The sequence below is a fragment of the Halarchaeum grantii genome, assembly GCF_014647455.2.
Classification (GTDB): Archaea; Halobacteriota; Halobacteria; order Halobacteriales; family Halobacteriaceae; genus Halarchaeum; species Halarchaeum grantii.
This window is the reverse complement of sequence record NZ_BMPF01000002.1, coordinates 271,835-284,413: the sequence shown is the minus strand read 5'-3', so window position 1 is coordinate 284,413 and position 12,579 is coordinate 271,835. Positions and strand designations below refer to the sequence as shown.

General features: G+C 71.3%; 14 protein-coding genes. 7 read left to right on the top strand and 7 right to left on the bottom strand.

The window, feature by feature from the left end; all coding sequences use genetic code 11:
• Nucleotides 1-52: 52 nt before the first annotated feature.
• Both IEY12_RS07675 and IEY12_RS07670 read right to left on the bottom strand, forming a co-directional pair.
• The gene (locus tag IEY12_RS07675; RefSeq protein ID WP_188881979.1) at nucleotides 53-457 is read right to left on the bottom strand and encodes an Hsp20/alpha crystallin family protein; all 405 of its coding nucleotides are present in this window, start codon (nucleotides 455-457) and stop codon (nucleotides 53-55) included.
• Nucleotides 454-612 (bottom strand): DUF7559 family protein, encoded by a 159-nt coding sequence (locus IEY12_RS07670; protein ID WP_188881977.1) that lies wholly within the window; start codon nucleotides 610-612, stop codon nucleotides 454-456. Before IEY12_RS07670 ends, IEY12_RS07675 begins: the two co-directional genes overlap by 4 nt.
• A 186-nt stretch (nucleotides 613-798) precedes the next feature.
• On the opposite strand from IEY12_RS07670, the gene IEY12_RS07665 reads away from it, so the two are divergent.
• Together IEY12_RS07665 and IEY12_RS07660 are read left to right on the top strand one after the other, a co-directional pair.
• The gene (locus IEY12_RS07665) at nucleotides 799-2,496 is read left to right on the top strand and encodes a radical SAM protein (RefSeq protein WP_188881974.1); all 1,698 of its coding nucleotides are present in this window, start codon (nucleotides 799-801) and stop codon (nucleotides 2,494-2,496) included.
• Between the two features lie 60 nt (nucleotides 2,497-2,556).
• Nucleotides 2,557-2,985, top strand: coding sequence for a TRAM domain-containing protein (locus IEY12_RS07660; RefSeq protein ID WP_188881942.1), 429 nt, complete (start codon nucleotides 2,557-2,559; stop codon nucleotides 2,983-2,985).
• 28 nt (nucleotides 2,986-3,013) lie between these two features.
• Here IEY12_RS07660 and IEY12_RS07655 read toward each other — a convergent pair whose 3' ends face one another.
• The 3 genes from IEY12_RS07655 to IEY12_RS07645 form a co-directional block, all read right to left on the bottom strand.
• A complete protein-coding gene (locus tag IEY12_RS07655) occupies nucleotides 3,014-3,709 on the bottom strand; it encodes a YkgJ family cysteine cluster protein (RefSeq protein WP_188881935.1) in 696 nt (231 codons plus the stop codon).
• A gap of 45 nt (nucleotides 3,710-3,754) precedes the next feature.
• On the bottom strand, nucleotides 3,755-4,519 hold the full coding sequence (locus tag IEY12_RS07650) for an MBL fold metallo-hydrolase (RefSeq protein WP_188881927.1): 765 nt from the start codon (nucleotides 4,517-4,519) through the stop codon (nucleotides 3,755-3,757).
• Between the two features lie 66 nt (nucleotides 4,520-4,585).
• On the bottom strand, nucleotides 4,586-4,855 hold the full coding sequence (locus IEY12_RS07645; RefSeq protein WP_123074166.1) for a MarR family transcriptional regulator: 270 nt from the start codon (nucleotides 4,853-4,855) through the stop codon (nucleotides 4,586-4,588).
• A gap of 165 nt (nucleotides 4,856-5,020) precedes the next feature.
• On the opposite strand from IEY12_RS07645, the gene IEY12_RS07640 reads away from it, so the two are divergent.
• The 5 genes from IEY12_RS07640 to IEY12_RS07620 all read left to right on the top strand — a co-directional run bounded on the left by IEY12_RS07640 (nucleotide 5,021) and on the right by IEY12_RS07620 (nucleotide 11,223).
• Entirely contained in the window at nucleotides 5,021-5,725 is a 705-nt protein-coding gene (locus IEY12_RS07640) for a class I SAM-dependent methyltransferase (protein WP_188881922.1), read from the top strand.
• Nucleotides 5,726-5,791: 66 nt separating this feature from the next.
• Entirely contained in the window at nucleotides 5,792-6,712 is a 921-nt protein-coding gene (locus IEY12_RS07635; RefSeq protein WP_188881912.1) for a glycosyltransferase family 2 protein, read from the top strand.
• Between the two features lie 63 nt (nucleotides 6,713-6,775).
• Nucleotides 6,776-8,344: a thermosome subunit alpha gene (gene thsA, locus IEY12_RS07630; protein ID WP_188881910.1), complete on the top strand. Its 1,569-nt coding sequence runs from the start codon at nucleotides 6,776-6,778 to the stop codon at nucleotides 8,342-8,344.
• A 96-nt stretch (nucleotides 8,345-8,440) separates the two neighbouring features.
• Nucleotides 8,441-9,757 carry an APC family permease gene (locus IEY12_RS07625; RefSeq protein WP_188881894.1) on the top strand — a complete coding sequence of 439 codons (1,317 nt, stop codon included), beginning with the start codon at nucleotides 8,441-8,443 and terminating at the stop codon, nucleotides 9,755-9,757.
• 122 nt (nucleotides 9,758-9,879) lie between these two features.
• A complete protein-coding gene (locus IEY12_RS07620) occupies nucleotides 9,880-11,223 on the top strand; it encodes an APC family permease (protein ID WP_188881892.1) in 1,344 nt (447 codons plus the stop codon).
• Between the two features lie 3 nt (nucleotides 11,224-11,226).
• On the opposite strand, the gene IEY12_RS07615 is transcribed toward IEY12_RS07620, so the two are convergent.
• Nucleotides 11,227-11,724, bottom strand: a complete 498-nt coding sequence (locus IEY12_RS07615) for a DUF84 family protein (RefSeq protein ID WP_188881879.1) — start codon at nucleotides 11,722-11,724, stop codon at nucleotides 11,227-11,229.
• 24 nt (nucleotides 11,725-11,748) lie between these two features.
• Nucleotides 11,749-12,489, bottom strand: a complete 741-nt coding sequence (locus IEY12_RS07610) for a helical backbone metal receptor (protein ID WP_188881869.1) — start codon at nucleotides 12,487-12,489, stop codon at nucleotides 11,749-11,751.
• Nucleotides 12,490-12,579 lie beyond the last annotated feature (90 nt).

Sequence of the window (12,579 nt, the reverse complement as noted above, 5' to 3'; positions counted from 1 at the left end):
AACGCCGTCAGGCGTGAGAACCGACGGGGGCGCGTGACCGCAGGTGAGCGCGCTACTCGTCGGCCCGGATGTCGACCGGCTCGGCTTTCGGGACGAAGACGTAGAGGGTGCCGTCGTCGTTCAGCCGCGCCCTCGCGGCCTCGGGGTCGACGATGGCGTCCCGCGGGAGCTCCGCGCGCCCGTCGAGCGAGAGCGCGCGGCCGGGAAGCACCGTCTCGAAGCCCTCGCGGTAGTCCCGGAAACGGTCGAGGCTGACGCGCACCGCCGCGTCGCTCACCTCGACGTCGACGTCGCGCTCTTCGGCGCCGGGCGCGTCGAAGACGACGAGGTACTCCGCGTCGCTCTCGAGGACGTCGACGGCGAGCGGGGTGCGCGCTTGGAGGCGACTCGCGGCGCGGCCGACGCGCTTCAGGACGGCGCGCGTCGCCGCCGCACCGTACGTCCCGGGGTCGCTCACAGCTCGATCTCCTCCAAGCAGTCCGTTCCCCCGCAGTACGGGCACTGGAAGTCCGCCGCGCTGACGTCGTCGGGCATGTCGTAGGTGAAGTGGAGTTCGGCCATGTCCAGCTCGCACGCGTCGTCCGTGCACTTGAGTTCCATCGTGGCGGGCATACCCCGGTGTTCGGGTGCCCGCTCAATAAACACGCGGGCTACGGTGGTCTCGGCCGCGGCCGCATCACCGGGTCGGGCGGCCGGCGCGCGACGGCTGGCGCGTTCGGCGAGGGAGCCGCCCCGTTCGCGGGACGCGCCCGAGTCGGTAGAGCCGCGCTTTTACGCGTCGAGCCCGTTCTCGCCCGTATGACCGATCCTGCGGGACTCGACGTGACCATCGTGGACGGCTACGTCGACGAACCGGCACACTTCGGCGTGCCGCCCTACATCTCCACGTATCCGCGCTACACGGCGGGCGCGCTCCGTGCGGCTGGCGTCCCCGCCTCGCAGATCACCTACCACACCATCGACGCGCTCCGCGACGAGCGCGCGCGATGGCTGGACGTCGAGGAGGCGGACCTCATGATCTACCTCGGTGGGATGACCGTCCCCGGGAAGTACGTGGGGGGGACGCCAGCCGAACCAGACGAGGTGCGCGAGCTCGCGTGGACGGCGAACGGCACGTCGCTGATGGGCGGGCCAATCCGGTTCGGCGTCGGCGAGGAGAACGCGGGCGCGCAGGACATGGCGCGCGACGACCTCGACTTCGACTTCCTCGCGATGGCGGACGTCGAGGCGGCCGCCCACGACCTCGTCGCCAGCGGCCTCGAGGGCTTCGAGGACCGCTACCGCGACAACGACGAACTCGACCGGTGGGCGGAGGCGGGCGCGTTCGTCGTCGAGCAGCACCCGAACCATCCGGAGTACCTCATCGCGGAGCTCGAGACCTCCCGCGGGTGTGCGTACCGGTGTTCGTTCTGCACGGAGCCGATGTACGGCGACCCGGACTTCCGGACGCCCGACTCGGTCGTCTCCGAGGTCGCGGCGCTCGCTGACGCCGGCGTGAACGACTTCCGCATCGGCCGGCAGGCCGACATCCTCGCGTACGGCGGGGACGGCGAGGCGCCGAACCCCGAGGCCCTCCGCGAGCTCTACGGGGGCATTCGCTCGGTCGTCCCGGACCTCGGGACGCTCCACCTCGACAACATGAACCCGGTGACCATCGTGGACTACCCGGAGAAATCGAGGGAGGCCATCCGCGTCATCGCCGAGCACAACACGCCCGGCGACACGGCGGCGTTCGGCCTCGAGTCCGCCGACCCCGTCGTACAGGAGGAGAACCACCTCCTCGTGGACGCCGACGAGTGTCTCGAGGCCGTCCGCATCGTGAACGAGGAAGGGGGCTGGCGGCCCGGCGAATCGGAGAAAGTCGGCCCCTCGACGGGCGACGAAGTGAGTCGCCTCCCGAAGCTCCTCCCCGGGATCAACCTCCTGCACGGCCTGAAGGGCGAGCGCCCGGAGACCTACGAGCACAACCGGCGCTTCCTCGAGCGCGTCTATGAGGAGGGGCTGATGCTTCGGCGCATCAACATCCGGCAGGTGATGGCGTTCGAGGGGACGGAGATGGCGGAGACGGGCGCGGACGTCGCGAAGCAGAACAAGAAGCGCTTCAAGCAGTACAAGAGCGCGGTCCGCGAGGAGATCGACCAGCCGATGCTCGAACGGGTCTGCCCGCCCGGCACCGTGCTCGAGGACGTCCACTTCGAGTACCACCAGGACGGAAAGACGTTCGGGCGCTCCCTCGGCACCTACGCGCTCCTCGTCGCCGTCCCCGGCGAGCGCGAACTCGGCACCGTCACCGACGTCGCCATCACCGACCACGGCTATCGCTCCGTCACCGGCGTCCCCTACCCGCTTGACGTGAACGACGCGTCGATGGACGAACTCACCGCGATTCCCGGCGTCGGGAGCGGGACCGCGGGCGACATCGTCGTCAACCGCCCGTACGACCGCGCGGGCGACGCGCCGGGGGACGCGGACCTCGGGCGCTTCACGCGCGGCTGAGCGCGCCGGTGGGCTAGAATTATAACGGACGATACCGATACCTCCACAGAGGGATCTATAGTGGAAATCTCCGATAAACTCCTCTGTCTGTTCAACGCCGAAGTCACCGTCAGCGACGACGAGTACGTCGTCCGCGTCCCCACCAGCGAGGTCGAGAACGGGTCGGTCGAACCGGGCGACGTCTATCGTGTCGCGCTCATCGAACGCGGCGACGGCGACGACGAGAGCGGCGCGCCCGCGACCGAGTCGTCCCCGTCCACCGCCTCGGAGGGCCCGCAACCGCCCGTCGAGGAGGGCGAGATCCGCTACGTCGAGGTCGAGGACATCGGCAAGCAGGGCGACGGCATCGCGCGCGTCGAGCGCGGATACGTCATCATCGTCCCCGGCGCCGACGTCGGCGAGCGCGTGAAGATCGAGATCACCGAGGTGAAGTCGAACTTCGCGGTCGGCGAGATCATCGACGAGGACGACGAGGACGACGAGGAGTAACGCCTCGCGGCTCTTTCTTCGCGCCCGACTAGCCGCGATACGGCGTGCCGTCCGGGCGCTTCGCGCCTTCGGAGTCGTGGACGACCGCCTCGTCGGCCCCGGCGTCGACGGGTTCGTAGGCGTCCCGGACGCCGATCGCCTCCTCGAGCTCGGTGACGGCGCGCTCCTTCAGCGCCGCCGCCAACTCCTCGGCGTCCGAGCGGCTGATGTCGCGCCCGAGCCCCTCGCACTCGTGGGCGCGCACCATCCCCGCCTCGTCGACGGCCTCGCCCATCGGCTGACTCGTGCCGCCGAGGGCCACCGAGAACGGGTAGGTCCGACAGATGAGGGGTCGGCTCTCGTGGACGGTGCACGCGCCGCTCCCCCGCGTCTCCCCCTCCCCGCCGCCGTCACTCTCCTCGGGCGACTCCTCGCGGTCCTCGGTGTAGAAGGTGCAGTCGCCGCAGTCGTCGGTCTGGAGCGCCCACTCGAACGTCTCGCCGTGCCCCTCCTCGTCGAGGCCGAACGGCATCGGGCGCGCGACGTCGCGCCACTCGAGGTCCTCGGCGGCCGCGAGCTCGCGCACTTCGTCGGGGAAGACCGTCGCGGTGTGCGCCTCCTCGCCCGCGCTCTTACAGCAGCCGCCACAGCGCGTGCACTCGAAGCCGATGGCCTCGATGGCGTCCGCGAGGTCGCCGACGTCGAGGTCGCGCGCGCGGTCGAGTTCGTCCTCGAGGCGTTCCATACCCCCGATGCGTGCCGCGCGTGGAAAAAGCGAGCGACCGACTCCTCAGTCCGACCCGACCGGGGTCGCCCGCGCGCCGTCCCACTCGACGCGCCCCTCGACGGCGAGCTTCTCGAGGTGGGCGCTCGCGGTCGCCTTCGCCTGCTCGCGGACGCCGGAGAGGTCGGCGTCGTAGGCGGCGTCGACGACGGCGTCGAGCGTTCGCGCGCCCGACTCGACGGCGTGCAGGACGCACGTCTCGCGCTCGCGGCGGTGGGCGACGAGTTCGGCGAGGCGCTCGCGGGGCGCCTCGACCGGCGGGCCGTGCCCGGGGTAAAGGCGCTCGGGGGCCCGCGCGTGGAGGCGCCGGAGGCTCGTGAGGTAGGCGCGCATATCCCCATCAGTTCCGATGGCGACGCTCCCGTCCGCGCGACAGCAGTCGCCGACGAGGTAGCCGTCGCCGTGCGCGAACGCGACGTGGTCGGGGGCGTGCCCGGGGGTCGCGAGCGTGACGAGCGGGCCGATCGCGTCGCCCTCGCGGAACGTCCGGTCTGGCGCGACGCCGGTCGCGCGCTCGAAGCGGGCGGCGTGCGGGGCGTGCGCCCAGACGGTCGCGTCCGTCTCGGCGGTGTACTGCGCGAGCGCGCCGACGTGGTCCGGGTGGGTGTGCGTGCAGACGACGTGCGAGACGTCGGCGTCGGCGACGAGCGCGTCGAGCTCGGCGCTCCGTGCGGCGGGGTCAACGAGGACGTCACCGACGAGATAGGCGTTCGTCGCGCCGCCGGGCACCGACCCGGGAACGGGGACGCTCACGCGCTCGACCGTGGGCATACGTCCCCCGTGGGGAGACGTCACCGTAGCGGCTGTGGTTCGCTCCGGAACCCGCGACCGTCGGCGTCAGTGATCGAGGAAGTAGACTTGCTTGCGGGCGTCGCGGAAGCTGTATCGGGAGTCGACGAGGTCGGCCTCGTCGAGGCGGTTGAGCGCGTAGCGGACGGTCCGGTCCGGCAGCAGGGACTCCTCGGCGAGCTGGCCTTGGGAGAGCGGGGCGTCGGTTTCGAGGACTTTCGCGACGAGCTTCGCGCTCGGCGGGAGTTCGCGCAGTCGCTCGCGGAACTCCTCGTCGTTCTTGATGGGTGATTGACGCTGCTCTGCCGTCGTACTCATGCGAGAGAATCGCACACGGCTGTAGATAAAGGTTCGCCCTCCCTGTGAATATACACCTTATATGATAATAGGTCGAGTTGGTCCGAGGGGTGGCGGCCGGACGCGTCATCGGCGGGACGTATCCAGTATCGTTTTATCTCCCGGCCGAAGTAGAACAGGTAGACCGTGAAGGGACAGGAGTGGTATCAGGCCGCCGAGGTCGCCGAGGAGTACGAGGACAAACGCTTCTCCGGCGGCGGCCGCCTCATCGACCGACGTGAGAAACGCGCGGTCCTCGACGCCCTCGCACCGCTCGACGGGAAGCGCGTCCTCGAAGTGGCGTGTGGGACCGGCCGATTCACCGTCCTCTGCGCCCAGCAGGGCGCCGACATCACCGGGATGGACATCTCGGCGGCGATGCTTCAGGAGGGCCGCGCGAAGGCCCGGAGCGCCGGCGTCGCGGACACCCTCGAGTTCATGCGCGGCGACGCCGCGCGCCTCCCGTTCCCCGACGACTACTTCGACGCCGTCTTCGCGATGCGCTTCTTCCACCTTGCCGATACGCCCGCGAAGTTCCTCAGCGAGATGGCGCGCGTCTCGAAGGACCACGTCTTCTTCGACACGTTCAAGCGCTACAGCACGCGCGTCGCCTACAACTGGCTCCTCCCGATGGGCTCGCGACTCTACTCGAACGCCGAGGTCGAGGACCTCCTCGATAGCGCCGGCCTCACCCTCCGGAACGCCGAGCACGACTTCGTCCTCCCCTACGGCTTCTACCGGAAGCTCCCGAGTTGGCTCGCCGACCCGATCCGTGACGCCGACCTCGCCGTCGGCGAGACGCCGGTCGGCGACGCCGTCGCCTCCGTCTCCTACTGGCACGCGCACGTCTAACACCCGTCAGACGCGCGCTCGTCGGCTCCCGTGGTGTTTTTACGCACAGGCCCGCTCGGTGGTGCTATGCAGTTGTCGGTGGTCGTCCCCACGCTGAACGCGCGCCAGCGTCTCTCGCGCGCGCTCGACGCGCTCGGCGCGCGCCTCCCCGACGCCGAGGTGCTCGTCGTCAACGGCCCGTCGAGCGACGGTACCTCGGGGCTCGTCCGCGAGCACGCGGCCGCCGACGTCCTCCTCGAACTCCCGGAGCGGAACCTGAACGCCTCGCGGAACGCTGGGCTCGCGGCCGCGACCGGCGACGTCATCGCGTTCGTCAGCCACGGCTCCGTGGTCCGCGACGGCTGGCACGACGCCCTCGCGGACGCCATCGCGGAGGGCGGGGACGTCGTCGCGGGGCCGGTCCACCGCTCCGTCTCCGGCGGCGTCACTACCGAGGCCTGTGAGACCGACACCGTCGCCGGCCGCGACGTCACCTACTTCGACGGCGGGAACGTCGCGTTCCGCCGCGAGGTCGCCGAGGCGCTCGACGGCTTCGACGAGTACCTCCAGACGGGCGCGGCCCGCGACGCCGCCCACCGCCTCGCCGGGATGGAGTACGAGGTAGCGTGGCGGCCCGACTTCGCGGTGTTGCGCACGGACGGCGACGACGTCGCGGACCGGATGGCGGACGACTCGGACGTGCCCGCGTGGGGGCTGAAGTACCGCGCGCTCGGTTATCGCCTCGCGAAGAACTACGGGCTGCGGGCGAGCGTCGCGTGGCGCGCGCTCCGCAACGCGCTCGCGGACGCGAAGTCGGCGGCCGACCGCGTGTTCGGCGGCGACGAACGCCCGTCCGCGTGGGTGCGAAACGGCCGCGCCGTCGTCACCGGCGTCGTCGCGGGCGTCGAGGACGGCCTCGCGGCGCGCCGACGCGACCGCTCACCGCGCCGGAACCCGAACGGCGTCTCCACGCGCATGGACCGGGCGATGTCGCGCTACGAGCCCTGAACGCGCTCTTTCACAGCGTTCTCCGCGAAACCTATATGTAGAACCGCTGGCCTCCAGAGTAGCATGTCCTATCAGGGTACGAGTAACCCGATCTTCATCCTCGGCGACGACGCCCAGCGGACCCGTGGGCGCGACGCGCAGACGTCGAACATCGCCGCCGGGAAGGCCGTCGCGGAGGCCGTCCGCACGACGCTCGGTCCGCGGGGGATGGACAAGATGCTCGTCGACTCGACGGGTGAGGTCGTCATCACGAACGACGGCGTCACCATCCTCGAGGAGATGGACATCGAGCACCCCGCCGCGCAGATGCTCGTCGAAGTCGCCCAGACACAGGAGAGCGAGGTCGGCGACGGCACCACCACCGCGTCCGTCCTCGCCGGCCAACTCCTCGCGAAGGCCGAGGACCTCCTCGGACGGGACGTCCACCCGACCGCCGTCGTCGAGGGGTACGCCGCCGCGCGCGACATCGGCTACGAGGCCGTCCGCGACCTCGTCCTCGAGGGCGAACTCGACGACGACCTCCTCCGGACGGTCGCCGCCACCTCCATGACCGGCAAGGGGACCGGCGACGTGAACGCCGAGGCGCTCGCCGACCTCGTCGTCCGGGCCGTCCGTCACGTCGAGACCGACGCCGGCACGAACCGCGACGACGTCCGCGTCCACACGCAGGTCGGCGCCGCCTCCAGCGCCACCGAACTCGTCGAGGGAATCGTCACCGACACGGAACCCGTTCGCGACGACATGCCACGCGACCTCGCGGACGCCACCGTCGCCGTCATCGACACGAAACTCGAGACGCGTGAGACGAGCGCGGACGTCGAGTACAACGTCACGAGCGTCGACCAACTGAACGCCGCGCTCGACGCCGAGGAGTCCGAGCTCCGGCGCTACGCGGCGGCCGTCCGCGACGCCGGCGTCGACGTCCTCGTCTCCCAGAAGGGCATCGACGACCGCGTCGCCGCCTTCCTCGCCGACGCGGGCGTCCTCGCGTTCAAGAGCGTGAAGAAATCCGACGTCGTCGCCATCGCGAACGCCACCGGTGCCGCCGTCGTCGGCGACGTCGCCGACATCGAGGCCGCGGACCTCGGCGCCGCCGAGCGCGTGCACGTCGAGCGCTTCGGCGACGACGACCTCACCTTCATCGAGGGCGGCGCCGACGCCGCCGCCGTGACGCTCCTCGTCCGTGGCTCCACCGCGCACGTCCTCAGCGAACTCGAGCGCGCCATCGGCGACGCCGTCGACGTCGTCATCGTGGCGCTCGACGAGGAGGGAGTCGTCCCCGGCGCGGGCTGTGCGGAGATCGTCGTCGCCGACCGCATCCGCAGCGAGGCCGCGAGCATCGAGGGCCGCGCCCAGCTCGCCGCCGACGCGTTCGCGGACGCCCTCGACGCCCTCCCGCGCACCTTCGCCGAGAACACCGGCATGGACCCCATCGACGCGCTCGTCGACCTCCGCGCCGCGAACGAGTCCGGCCGCGCCGGCCTCATCACGAGCGGCGAGCGCGGCGAGATCGCCGACCCCGTCGCGCACGGCGTCATCGACCCCGCCGCCGTCAAGCGCGAGGCGCTCGCCTCCGCCACCGACGCCGCGACCATGATCGTCCGCATCGACGACATCATCGCCGTCGAATAGACGCACCCTCCCCGTTCTTTCGTCCACGTCGCGCGCTCTCGCGGACTCGGAACCGCCCGCATGACCTTTGGGCGCTCGACCCGCTACTCCCCACTGATGTCGGACCGACTCGGCCTGCCGTCCGCCGTCTCGATCGCGCTCGGGGGGATGATCGGGGGCGGCATCTTCAGCGTGCTCGGCGTCGTCGCGAAGCTCGCGGGCGCGCGGACGTGGCTCGCGTTCGTCGTCGCGGGCGTCGTCGCGCTCTGCGCGGGCTACTCGTACACCGCACTGAACGCGGTGTCCGGCCGCACCGGCGGGTCGGTGACGTTCGTCCAGCGCTACACGGACAACACGACCGTCGCGGGGATGGTCGGCTGGACTCTCCTCTTCGGCTACGTCGGCTCGATGGCGATGTACGCCTACGCCTTCGGCGAGTACACGGTCGGCGTGCTCGGCCTCCGGGACGTCCTCGGCGCGCTCGCCCGCCCGCTCGTCTCCGCGCTCGCCGTCGCGGGCTTCGTCGCGCTCAACCGCATGGGCGCGCGCGCCACCGGCACCGCCGAGAACGCGCTCGTCGCCGCGAAGATGCTCGTCCTCCTCGGATTCGGCGTTCTCGCGGCCGTCTACGGCTCCGCGCACGGCGGCCTCGACTACGGCGTCGGCGGGTCGCTCGGCACCGCGCCCGTCGTCGCCGCCGCCGTCTCCTTCGTCGCGTTCCAGGGCTGGCAGCTGCTCTTCTACGACCGCTCGAGTATCGCCGACCCCGACACCACCATCCCGCGCGCCGTCTACGTCGCGATCCCGGTCGCCGTCCTCACGTACGTCCTCGTCGGCGTCACGACGACGAGTCTCCTGACGCCCGCGCAGATCGCCCAGTACGGCGAGGTGGCGCTCGCGAAGGCCGCCGAACCGGTCCTCGGGTCGCTCGGCTACGGCGTCATCTCCGTGGCGGCCGTCGTCTCCACGGGCAGCGCGATCAACGCGACGCTCTTCTCCGCCGCGCACTTCGCGAACGGGATGACGGACGAGGATATCCTCCCGGACCGCATCGCCGACCACGCGGACGGCGACGGCGTCCCACAACGCACCGTCCTCCTGCTGGGCATCGTCACGCTCGGCCTCACCGTCTACGGGACGCTCGACGGCATCACGGCGCTCGCGTCGTTCGCCTTCCTCGTCGTCTTCGGCGCGATGAGCGCCATCGCGTTCACGGAGCGCGGGCGCGACTCCGTCTCGGGCGTCCCACCGCTCGTCGGCGCGCTCGGCGCGCTCGTCCTCCTCCCCCTCCTCTGCTACCACCTCGCCGCCCACGAGCCACGGACGTTCGGCTTCGTCGTGCTCACGCTCGCCGCCGTCTTCGTCGTCGAGCTCTCCTACTTCGAGCGCACCCGTCTCGCGCGCGCCGCCAAGCGCGCCGAGGACCGCTTCTGAAGACCTCCTGGGAACGTTGGGGAATCCGTCCGTTGCGGGGCCACAGAACGGATATGTGTGGCGGTCGACTCACTCGCCCATGGGAGACCGCGTGCGTCTCCGCGTGCTCGGGGTGAGTCGCGATGGCTGACCAGTTCGGGCTGACGGAGGCCGTCTCCATCGCGCTCGGGGGGATGATCGGGGGCGGCATCTACGCCGTGCTCGGCGTCGTCGCCGGCGTCGCGATGTACGCCACCTGGTTCGGGTTCGTCGCCGCCGGCGTCGTCGCGCTCTGCGCCGGCTACTCCTACAACGAACTCAACGCAGCGGGCGACCAGCGCGGCGGCTCCGTCTCCTTCGTCCAGGAGTTCGTCGGGAACGCCACGCTCGCGGGGATGGTCGGCTGGAGCCTCCTCTTCGGCTACGTCGGCTCGATGGCGATGTACGCGTTCGCGTTCGCGGAGTTCGCGATCGGGTTCGCTGCGGTTCCCGACAGCTACGCCGGCGTTCCGCTCCGACCCGTCATCTCCGTGCTCGCGGTGGCGCTGTTCGTCGTGCTCAACGTCGCCGGCGCCCGCGTCACCGGATCGGCCGAGAACGCCCTCGTCGCCGTGAAAGTCGGCATCCTCCTCGCCTTCGGCCTCTGGGGAATCGTCTACCTCGGGCCGGTCTCCGGGCAGTCCGTGCCGCTCGGGTTCGGACGGCTCACCGGCATCACGCCCGTCGTCGCCGCCGGCGTCTCCTTCGTCGCGTTCCAGGGCTGGCAGTTGCTCTTCTACGACCAGGGGAGCATCGAGAACCCCACGGAGACCATCCGGAAGGCGGTCTACGTCTCCATCCCCGCTGCGGTGGCTATCTACGTCCTCGTCGCCGTGGTGACGACGAACCTCGCGCCGGACGCGATTCAGCTCCACCCGCACGTCGCGCTCGCCGACGCCGCGTCCGCGATGCTCGGCTACTTCGGCCTCGCCTCCCTCGGCTTCCTCGTCATCTCCGTCTCCGCGCTGTTCTCCACCGGGTCGGCGATCAACGCCACCCTGTTCTCCGCCGGGCACTTCGCGAAGAACCTGATCGCGGGCGACCTCCTCCCCGACCAGATCGGCGACGGAGACGCCGACGGCGTTCCCGAGCGAACCGTGCTCGTCCTCGGCGTCGTCACCGCCGCGTTCACCGCAGTCGGCAGCCTCGGCGCCATCACGTCGTTCGCGAGCCTCGCGTTCATCGTGGTGTTCGGCGCGGTGAGCGTGCTCGCGTTCCGCCGACGCGACCGGGACGACATCAGTCCGGTCCCGCCGGCAGTCGGCGCCCTCGGCGCGTTCGCGTTCGCGCCCGTGATGCTCTGGAACCTCTCCCACCGCGAACCGCACACGTTCTGGATGGTGCTCGCCCTCACCGTCTTCGTCGTCGCCGTCGAACTCCTCTACTTCGAGCGCGGCGAACTCGAGGACCGCGTCCCCGGCGTCGACGCCGACGAGGACCACCTCTGAGTCCTACAGGAACGGCCCGAGCGCGCCCGCGACGGCGTGTTCGAGCGCGCTCGTCCGATCCACCCGCCCCGACGTGAGGACGCCCGCCGCGCCCTCGTTCTCCGCGACGTTCTCCATGTCGTAGGCCTCGTCCATCACCGGGCCGAGTTCCGCGCCCGCCTCGACGCGGTTCGCGACGCGCCCCGGGAGGCGGAGGCGGGGGCCCGCGCCGTACTCGACGCGCTCGCCGTCCGCGACGGCCGCCCACATCGTCAGGAAGAGCCCGTCCACCGACTCGACGCGCGCGACGCCGCCCTCGAGGCCGACGCCCAGCGCGTAGTCGCCCGCAGCGAGCGCGCGCTCCGCGCGATTGCGCGCGCCCGTGACGGTCTCGGTCTCGCCCCGTGGTTGCTCGGCGACCCCGGAGGCGACGGGTTCGGCGACCACGGTGTGGTCGTCGCCGAGCGCCCGCTCGGTCGCCGCGCGCTTCACCGGATTCCCGCTCCCGACCGCGACTCGCATACGCCCCCTCGCCGCCGCCGGGGATTAAGCGAACCGGTCGGGGTGGAGGCGCTCCGCGAGCGCCTCGATGCCGTCGAGGAGCGCGGGACTCGGCTGGTTCAGCAGGGCGTCGTCGAGGACGTGCACGTCGGCGTCGATGTCCCACCCGCGCGCGTCGAAGTCCGGCGTCGAGCGCTCGCCGCGACCCCCGCGCCCGCAGTAGTGCGCGACGACGTGGTCGGGGTCGGCGGCCTCGACGGCCGCACCCTCGACCTCGCGGGAGCGTTCGCCCGGCGGGACGAGCAGGTGCTCGCCGCCCGCCGCGCGCACGGCGTCCGGCACCCAGTTCCCCGCCGCCATCGGCGGGTCGTCCCACTCCTCGCAGTAGACGCGCGGACGCTCGGCGTCCGCGACGGCGGCCTCGACGGCGGCGACGCGCTCGCGTCCCGACGCCGCCAGCTCCGCGCCCGCCTCGGGGCACCCGACCGCCTCGCCGCGCGCCGCGAACCCCGCGAGCACGTCGTCGAGACGCGACGGCTCGTGGTGGTGGACCGCGTGGCCGCGCGCTCTGAGTTCGTCGCGGACATCGCGCTGGAGGGGGTCGCCCGTGAGCACGACGTCCGGGTCGAGGTCGTCGAGGCGGTCGTAGTCGGGGTTCAGCCAGCCGCCGACCGCCGGGGCGTCCACGTCGACGGTGGCGTTGTGCGTCACGCCCACGAGGTCGGGGTCGGCGCCGAGCGCGACGACGGTGGCGGTCGCGGCGGGTGCGAGCGAGCAGACTCTCACTATCGTTCGCACGTGTGCGCCGCTCGCACATGGCGTTGTCGCTCGATTACGGAACCGTTAAGTGCGATTTGGGACAACGAAAGTGCCACG